Origin of the sequence: Mycoplasmopsis felis ATCC 23391 (assembly GCF_000701865.1) — a bacterium.
Taxonomy (GTDB): domain Bacteria; phylum Bacillota_I; class Bacilli_A; order Mycoplasmatales; family Metamycoplasmataceae; genus Mycoplasmopsis; species Mycoplasmopsis felis.
Genome location: NZ_JNKA01000033.1, coordinates 1 through 6,131 on the forward strand (window position 1 = coordinate 1; position 6,131 = coordinate 6,131).

The following is a 6,131-nucleotide window of genomic DNA, read 5'->3' on the forward strand; positions in this document are numbered from 1 at the left end:
ATTAAATAAAGAACAAGTATTGCAAGAAATTCAAACTGGAAAACCAAAATTATTAGTTTTTTATGCACAATGATGTGGACCATGTAGAATGTATAAATCTTCATTAGAAGAAATTGCATCTAAAGATGGACTTGATGTTTTAAGAGTAGATATTGATGCTCATAAGGAATTTGCAGGTGAAGCGGGAGTACAATCAATACCTTTTTCAAAAGTTTATAATAATGGAAAACTTGTGAAACAATTTACTGGTTTTAAACCATATGAAGTTCTTAAACAAGATGTACAAGAAATATTAAAATAATCACTTTAGAAAGTGATTATTTTTTATATGGTGCCGACAACTGGACTTGAACCAGCGACCCCTTCCTTACCATGGAAGTGCTCTGCCTGCTGAGCTATGACGGCAATTAATTTAATTATATCATAAATATTTTAATATAATTAAATTAATGAAAGTGATTTGGCTATATATAAAAATAATTTTTAAAACTATCTTTTTTCATATTTTTAATGCTTCACAAATTTCACATAATAATATCAAGAAGAGTGAATTCAGTAAGAAGGATTTAATAGATAATAGCACAGTTATAGAAGATGATAAAAAATAATTGTCTTTAAATTCTATATTTGAACTTTATTAAAAATAAGTAATATTAAAAAACATATACTATAGTTAGATGTTTAACTTATTTAGTATATGTTTTTTAATATTTGAAATTAGGAATTATGCTAATTCTACTGGTTCACTGTTTTTATCTTGGTATTGAACTTTATAACCTAAACTTTTTAGTTGTTCATATAAGTTATTTTCACCACTAGGAACATAAATATTTGTAGTTTCTTTAGTGAAAGCACCATTTGAATATGCTATTAATGTTGAAAGGTTTGCTATTCCATCACCATCTAATTTGTGTCCTGGAATTCTTGGAGAAATTTTAATATTCTTTGTATTATTTCCATTTGAAAATACTATTTTACTTCTTGGTGTTCCGAACCCTTTATCTAGAATATATGCAAATTGAGCTTTATTTAAGTTATCTGTATCTGTTTCTCAAGTGCTTGATTCATTGTATAAAGCAATACGTTTTAACTTACGTAAGTTAACACCCTTACCTTTTTTAGAATCTCAGAATTCCATGTTTTTGAGACCTTTTGCTTGAGGTACTCTTGTTAAGTCTATTCCAATTGGATAACTGTTTCCACCTTCATTGTGATCCGGATTTAGACCCGGTCCGAATCCACCTTGGAAAATACGCTCGTTATTTCTTACATAATATGCCATTCTTAAACCTAAGTTAATTCTAGTCATATCTGTTTCAGAAATTCAATCAGTTGCTTCAAATCCTAAACTGTCAAATGTTATACGTGAATAAATTCTATCATATGGACTATAACTACCTGAAACGTTGTAATCGGCCATATTAACATAAGCAGTTTTCTTTAAAGCTCATGGATTAATACTTCATTGTTCAACTAGTGAGTTTTGTGAAGTATAAAGACCTAATTCATCAATTTCTTTTTCTTCTAAGGCAATTAATGAGCCGGTGTTAAAACTTTCAAAGAATAATTCAAGTAATGGTAATTTTTGAGGTAATGCTGCAAGTACATCTTTTAATTCTTGACTTGCTCCAGAACGACCAATGTTTTTAATTCTATAACCTGTAATTTCTTTATTGTTTGCTTGTAATTTCTTAATAAAGTCAATTGATTTTTGATATCCACTTAGATTAGAAACGTCAATTGAAACTAAATATCCATCTTTTGTCTTACTTGGGTTATTAGGTTGTTTAGTTAATTTTTCAACCTTGATTCCATCTGCAGAACCAACATTGTATTCAGAAGAAAACTCATTTGTTACATCAGTTTTATTTCAACCTGGATATTCACCTTTTTCTATGTTTCCACTAGGTCTATTTCATTGTGAATCGCTTCCGAATACACGTTTTTCTAAGTTATTTCTTTTTATTTCAGTTACTACTGAATTAAATATTGGTGATACTGAATATGAGTTTAATTTTCCGTCTTTATCTACATAAATATTATCATTATCAGAATCGATATAAAAACCTTTATCTAAATCACGTTTTAATGTATCTGATAAATCTGTAAATTTATTTGGGTCAATATGCATAGCAATTCATAAATGACCTACTTTTAAATATTCTTTTCCGTATCCTCTAACTGGAGGTATATATTCAAAAGTTTCTGGTTTATTAAATCATTCTTCATATTTATTTTGAAATTCATCAAGCATAAATTGTTTTGCATTACCTGCTTCAATTAATGCTCTATATTTATCAAATAATTTTAAAATAATATTTAAATCACTAGGACTTCTATCTAAATAATCCTGTAATTCATCATGTCCAGCAACTTGATAATGTTGATTGTAAAATTGTGTAACTACTCCACTTTTACCAAAGAAAGTATTTTGAAATTTATTAAGTGCTGTTTTACCATTGTTTATAGAGTTTGTTATATTTTCTGCTGATGGTGTTACAGAAATAACATTTGGTGTTAGTTGAGCAATATAATCAATTCTATTAGTTATTCCTGCTTCTCTATCACTTTGATGTATTACTCTAGGCGGTTGTTCTTGATATACTACGTCTATTTTACCAACAGCTGTATCAATTGGTTTTGAAACAATGTCAGATTCTTTTTTTTCTGGTGGTTTTGGAGTTGGTAATGGTGTTGGTTTTGGTTCAACTATTTTTGGTGGTTCTGGTTTTTCAATTACCTTAGGTGGTTCTGGTTTATCAGGAAGAATATTTGGAGGGTTAATGATTTTGGCAGGTGGATTAGGTTTTTCAATTACTTTAGGAGGTTCTGGTTTAACTGGTAAATTAAAATCAGTTGATGCAATATTGGAATTACTTGTATCTACTCTATCATTATTAATTAATAAAGGTGAAATTTCTTTAACATTAAAATCTGTTCCTTTAGGTGTATCACTTGATAAATGAGTTGTTATACCAACAAAAACAGAACCTAAAGGTATAATTGCTAGTGAACCTAATATATATTTACTATGTCTTTTCATATTTCTCCTATTTATTTGCTGTAAATTGGTATTTTTCAGGAATAGTATCTAAACCTTCTTTAAATAGTCATGTTCTTTTGTTTGGATATAAAGACTTAATTGTTTCTCTAAATGATTTTGCTTGGTCTTTTCCACCACCATAAACAACATCATATTGAGGTAAGTTATAACCATTAAATAAGTTTTCAAAATCAAATCCTTGACTTCTAATAGCAAGACCTGAAGTTAATACTTGTTGTAAGTATGCTGTTGTTACAAGACCAACTAATTCATTTCTTTGATTTCTAACAGATGACCCAGATGCACCACCACCTGGAGCATATCCTTTATACAAGTATGCCAATCCACTTTGGTAATATGGTTTCCCATCATCATTTGATACATATGTTTTACCAACAACAGGAGCACTTAAAAATCTATCATAAACTCCATGTTTTTCTTTAAATGTTCTTAATATTACTGAATGAGAAAGATGATTTCCTCTCTCTAATCTTTTTCTTTTTTCTTGGTCTTGAGGAATTGCTGATTTATAAAGGTTATAATCTGCATTTGTTCATAATGAGAATGTGTTTTTTGCATTCTTAAGGGCATATGCATCCTCATATTGATCTAAGTAAAAATCTAAAAATCCATTTGAACTTGTTGCAGGATATGAAACACCATATAACTGATCATATTCTTCAAATGGTTTTTTATCCTTTTGATTTTTAATAATTGGAACATCTATTTTATCATGTGAACTTAAATAATCATATGTAGGAAGTGATAACTTTTTATTTTCTGGTAAATTAGCATAATCATTTGTTACATATTGAGCAAATTCTTCTGGTGTACTTTTACCATATAGTTCATTAGAACCACTTAATTTTGAAAAGTCTACTTCAAATATTGCAATATCTAAGAATTCTTTTGTTGTATTGCTTTTATCTGTAGAAAAACTATTTGGATCTCAATTAAAGAAATCTCTTCCATCCATAATTCTCTTGAATGCTTTTTTAGGTAATGAAAAAGTATTTATTTTATCTTCTAAAAAGTTTACTTTTAGTGTACTAAACAATGATGGGTATTGTTTATCCAATCTTGTTAATCCAAAACCAGATATATTATTTTCATCAAAACCATCTACAACGTGATAATTAGTAGCAAAATAGAATTTTGTTGGGTATTTACCATTTTCTGCTAATTCATAATCTAATATAAAACTTGTTCCATTTCCATTTACTTGATTTCTACTTGAATTTTCTAAATTAGTAAAGTTTTCTGCTTTATCAATTTGTCTTAAAACAGTTTGTTTTGTAATTTCACTTAATGTATTGTTTGCATTAACGCGTTGTTTTAATTTTTCACGTTGATTTTTAACATACTCTGTATAAATAACAGCTGCTTTTTCGTGGTCGTTATTATTTTGTTTAACAAGTTCTTCTCATATTTGCATTCTATATCTTTCTAGAACACCATGAGAACTATCAGATTTTATTTTTCCTAATATTTCTTGTTTTTTCTGTTCATCTGTTATTTTATTTGCTAATAATTTTAAATCTTCGTCATTTTTTAACAATTGAGCAATTGTATTTCTTTCTGATTCATTATCTGAGTACAATCATCTATTGAATGAAGTTTGAAATGTTTGATGAGCAATATTAACATAATGTTCATTTGTTAATGTTCTTGCTAATCCCACATTTTTATATTGATCTTTTCCATATCAATCAACTCATGAATTTAATGTACTGTTACTTGTTTTTTTAATATTTAATCCGACTAAGCTATTTCCGGTTGTATCGTATTCAGGTACTGTTCAACCTAAATCATTCATTGTATCATAATCAGGAAGCCCTAATTTTTTTGCTTTTTCATTAAATTCTTGTTTTTTAGTTAAATTAATATTTGTTGACCTTGCATATTGTTGTGATTTAATGCTTGATAATAATGCTTTAATATCTTTTTCATATTTTTCTAAATTACTTGAATTAAAATAATTAACTTCTTCATTTGCACTAGGCCTTGAATTTGGGTTTTGTAGTTTAGGTGTATTATCTACTTTAAAACCTCTTAATGTAAAAAATTGATTTATATCATCATTATCATTAAAATTCATAAATAATGTTATTTCATTATTGTTTTCAGAATGATTTAAAACTCTAAACTTTAATCTTGGTTCTTTTGCAGTTATAGTTAAATATTCATCAATATTATCTAGATATTCTTGTGCTGTTTTTGAATTAAAAGGGTATCTTGTTGAATAGTCAAAAAGAGTATTGAAATCTTTATTTTTTATAAATTCTTTTGTTTCATTATCATTAAAGTAATTAATAGTAACAGTTGTATCTGTTCCATTTGTACTTCCATTTCCATTAGCAGGTGGAATTGGATTTTCACTTCCTTGTTTGTCTAATGGTTTAGAACTTTCTGGAGGTGTTGGGTTTTGAGGTGTTTCGCTCCCTGGTTTAGAAGGTTGTTTATCATTGCAACTTGCTGCTATTAGTAATGGTGACATCACTGTTAAACCTGTAAGTAAAAATTTAATTTTTTGATATTTTTTCATTTTAAATTCTCCTTTTGGTTACAATAACCTAATTTACCTCTAAATTATACTATTATAAAGGTATATAACAATAAGTAGGAAAAAGACAATAAAAGTATTAAAAAATACTTAAAAATTAACTTTTATTACTATATTTAAGATATTTTTATAAGTTAGAAAATTTAAATAAAGTTCTTCAAAAAAAAAAAAAAAACACTTATATGAATTTTAATTAAGTGTTTTTTTAGTTTTTTAATAAGTTCTTTTTTGTGGTTTTGCAGAAGAATTTAATAAACATAAATATACTTAAAATATATTTTATTTGTTATTAATTAAATTATTAATTAATATAATCTTTTATAAATTTTATTATAAGAATTATGAAATTTAAATGGTTAATTATTTAAATCAATTAGATTATACAAACATTTTTTGCAATAAAGCTTCTTTAATTTGTTTGAGTTTGTTTAGTTTGGAATTGTAAAGATTGATTAGGGTATCAATATTACTAAAAAAATCTCCGATTTTTTGTTGTTCGGAAATATTCGGTAATAGAATATTTAG

At 26.8% G+C, this 6,131-nt stretch carries 4 protein-coding genes and 1 tRNA gene; 1 reads left to right on the plus strand and 4 read right to left on the minus strand.

The genetic code is table 4. The annotated features are described in order from the left end of the window. The first annotated feature begins 1 nt into the window (after window position 1). A complete protein-coding gene (locus T405_RS03365; protein ID WP_036431245.1) occupies window positions 2–301 on the plus strand; it encodes a thioredoxin family protein in 300 nt (99 codons plus the stop codon). Window positions 302–329: 28 nt separating this feature from the next. On the opposite strand, the gene T405_RS03370 is transcribed toward T405_RS03365, so the two are convergent. The 4 genes from T405_RS03370 to T405_RS04165 all read right to left on the minus strand — a co-directional run bounded on the left by T405_RS03370 (window position 330) and on the right by T405_RS04165 (window position 6,125). Continuing rightward, a tRNA-Thr gene (locus T405_RS03370) sits at window positions 330–405 on the minus strand. A 319-nt stretch (window positions 406–724) separates the two neighbouring features. Further along, a complete protein-coding gene (locus tag T405_RS03375; RefSeq protein WP_051619561.1) occupies window positions 725–3,043 on the minus strand; it encodes a putative immunoglobulin-blocking virulence protein in 2,319 nt (772 codons plus the stop codon). Window positions 3,044–3,050: 7 nt separating this feature from the next. Continuing rightward, on the minus strand, window positions 3,051–5,588 hold the full coding sequence (gene mip / locus T405_RS03380; protein WP_051619562.1) for an Ig-specific serine endopeptidase MIP: 2,538 nt from the start codon (window positions 5,586–5,588) through the stop codon (window positions 3,051–3,053). Between the two features lie 396 nt (window positions 5,589–5,984). Then, complete coding sequence (locus T405_RS04165) at window positions 5,985–6,125, minus strand: restriction endonuclease subunit S domain-containing protein (protein WP_416389219.1); 141 nt, start codon at window positions 6,123–6,125, stop codon at window positions 5,985–5,987. Window positions 6,126–6,131: the final 6 nt, after the last annotated feature.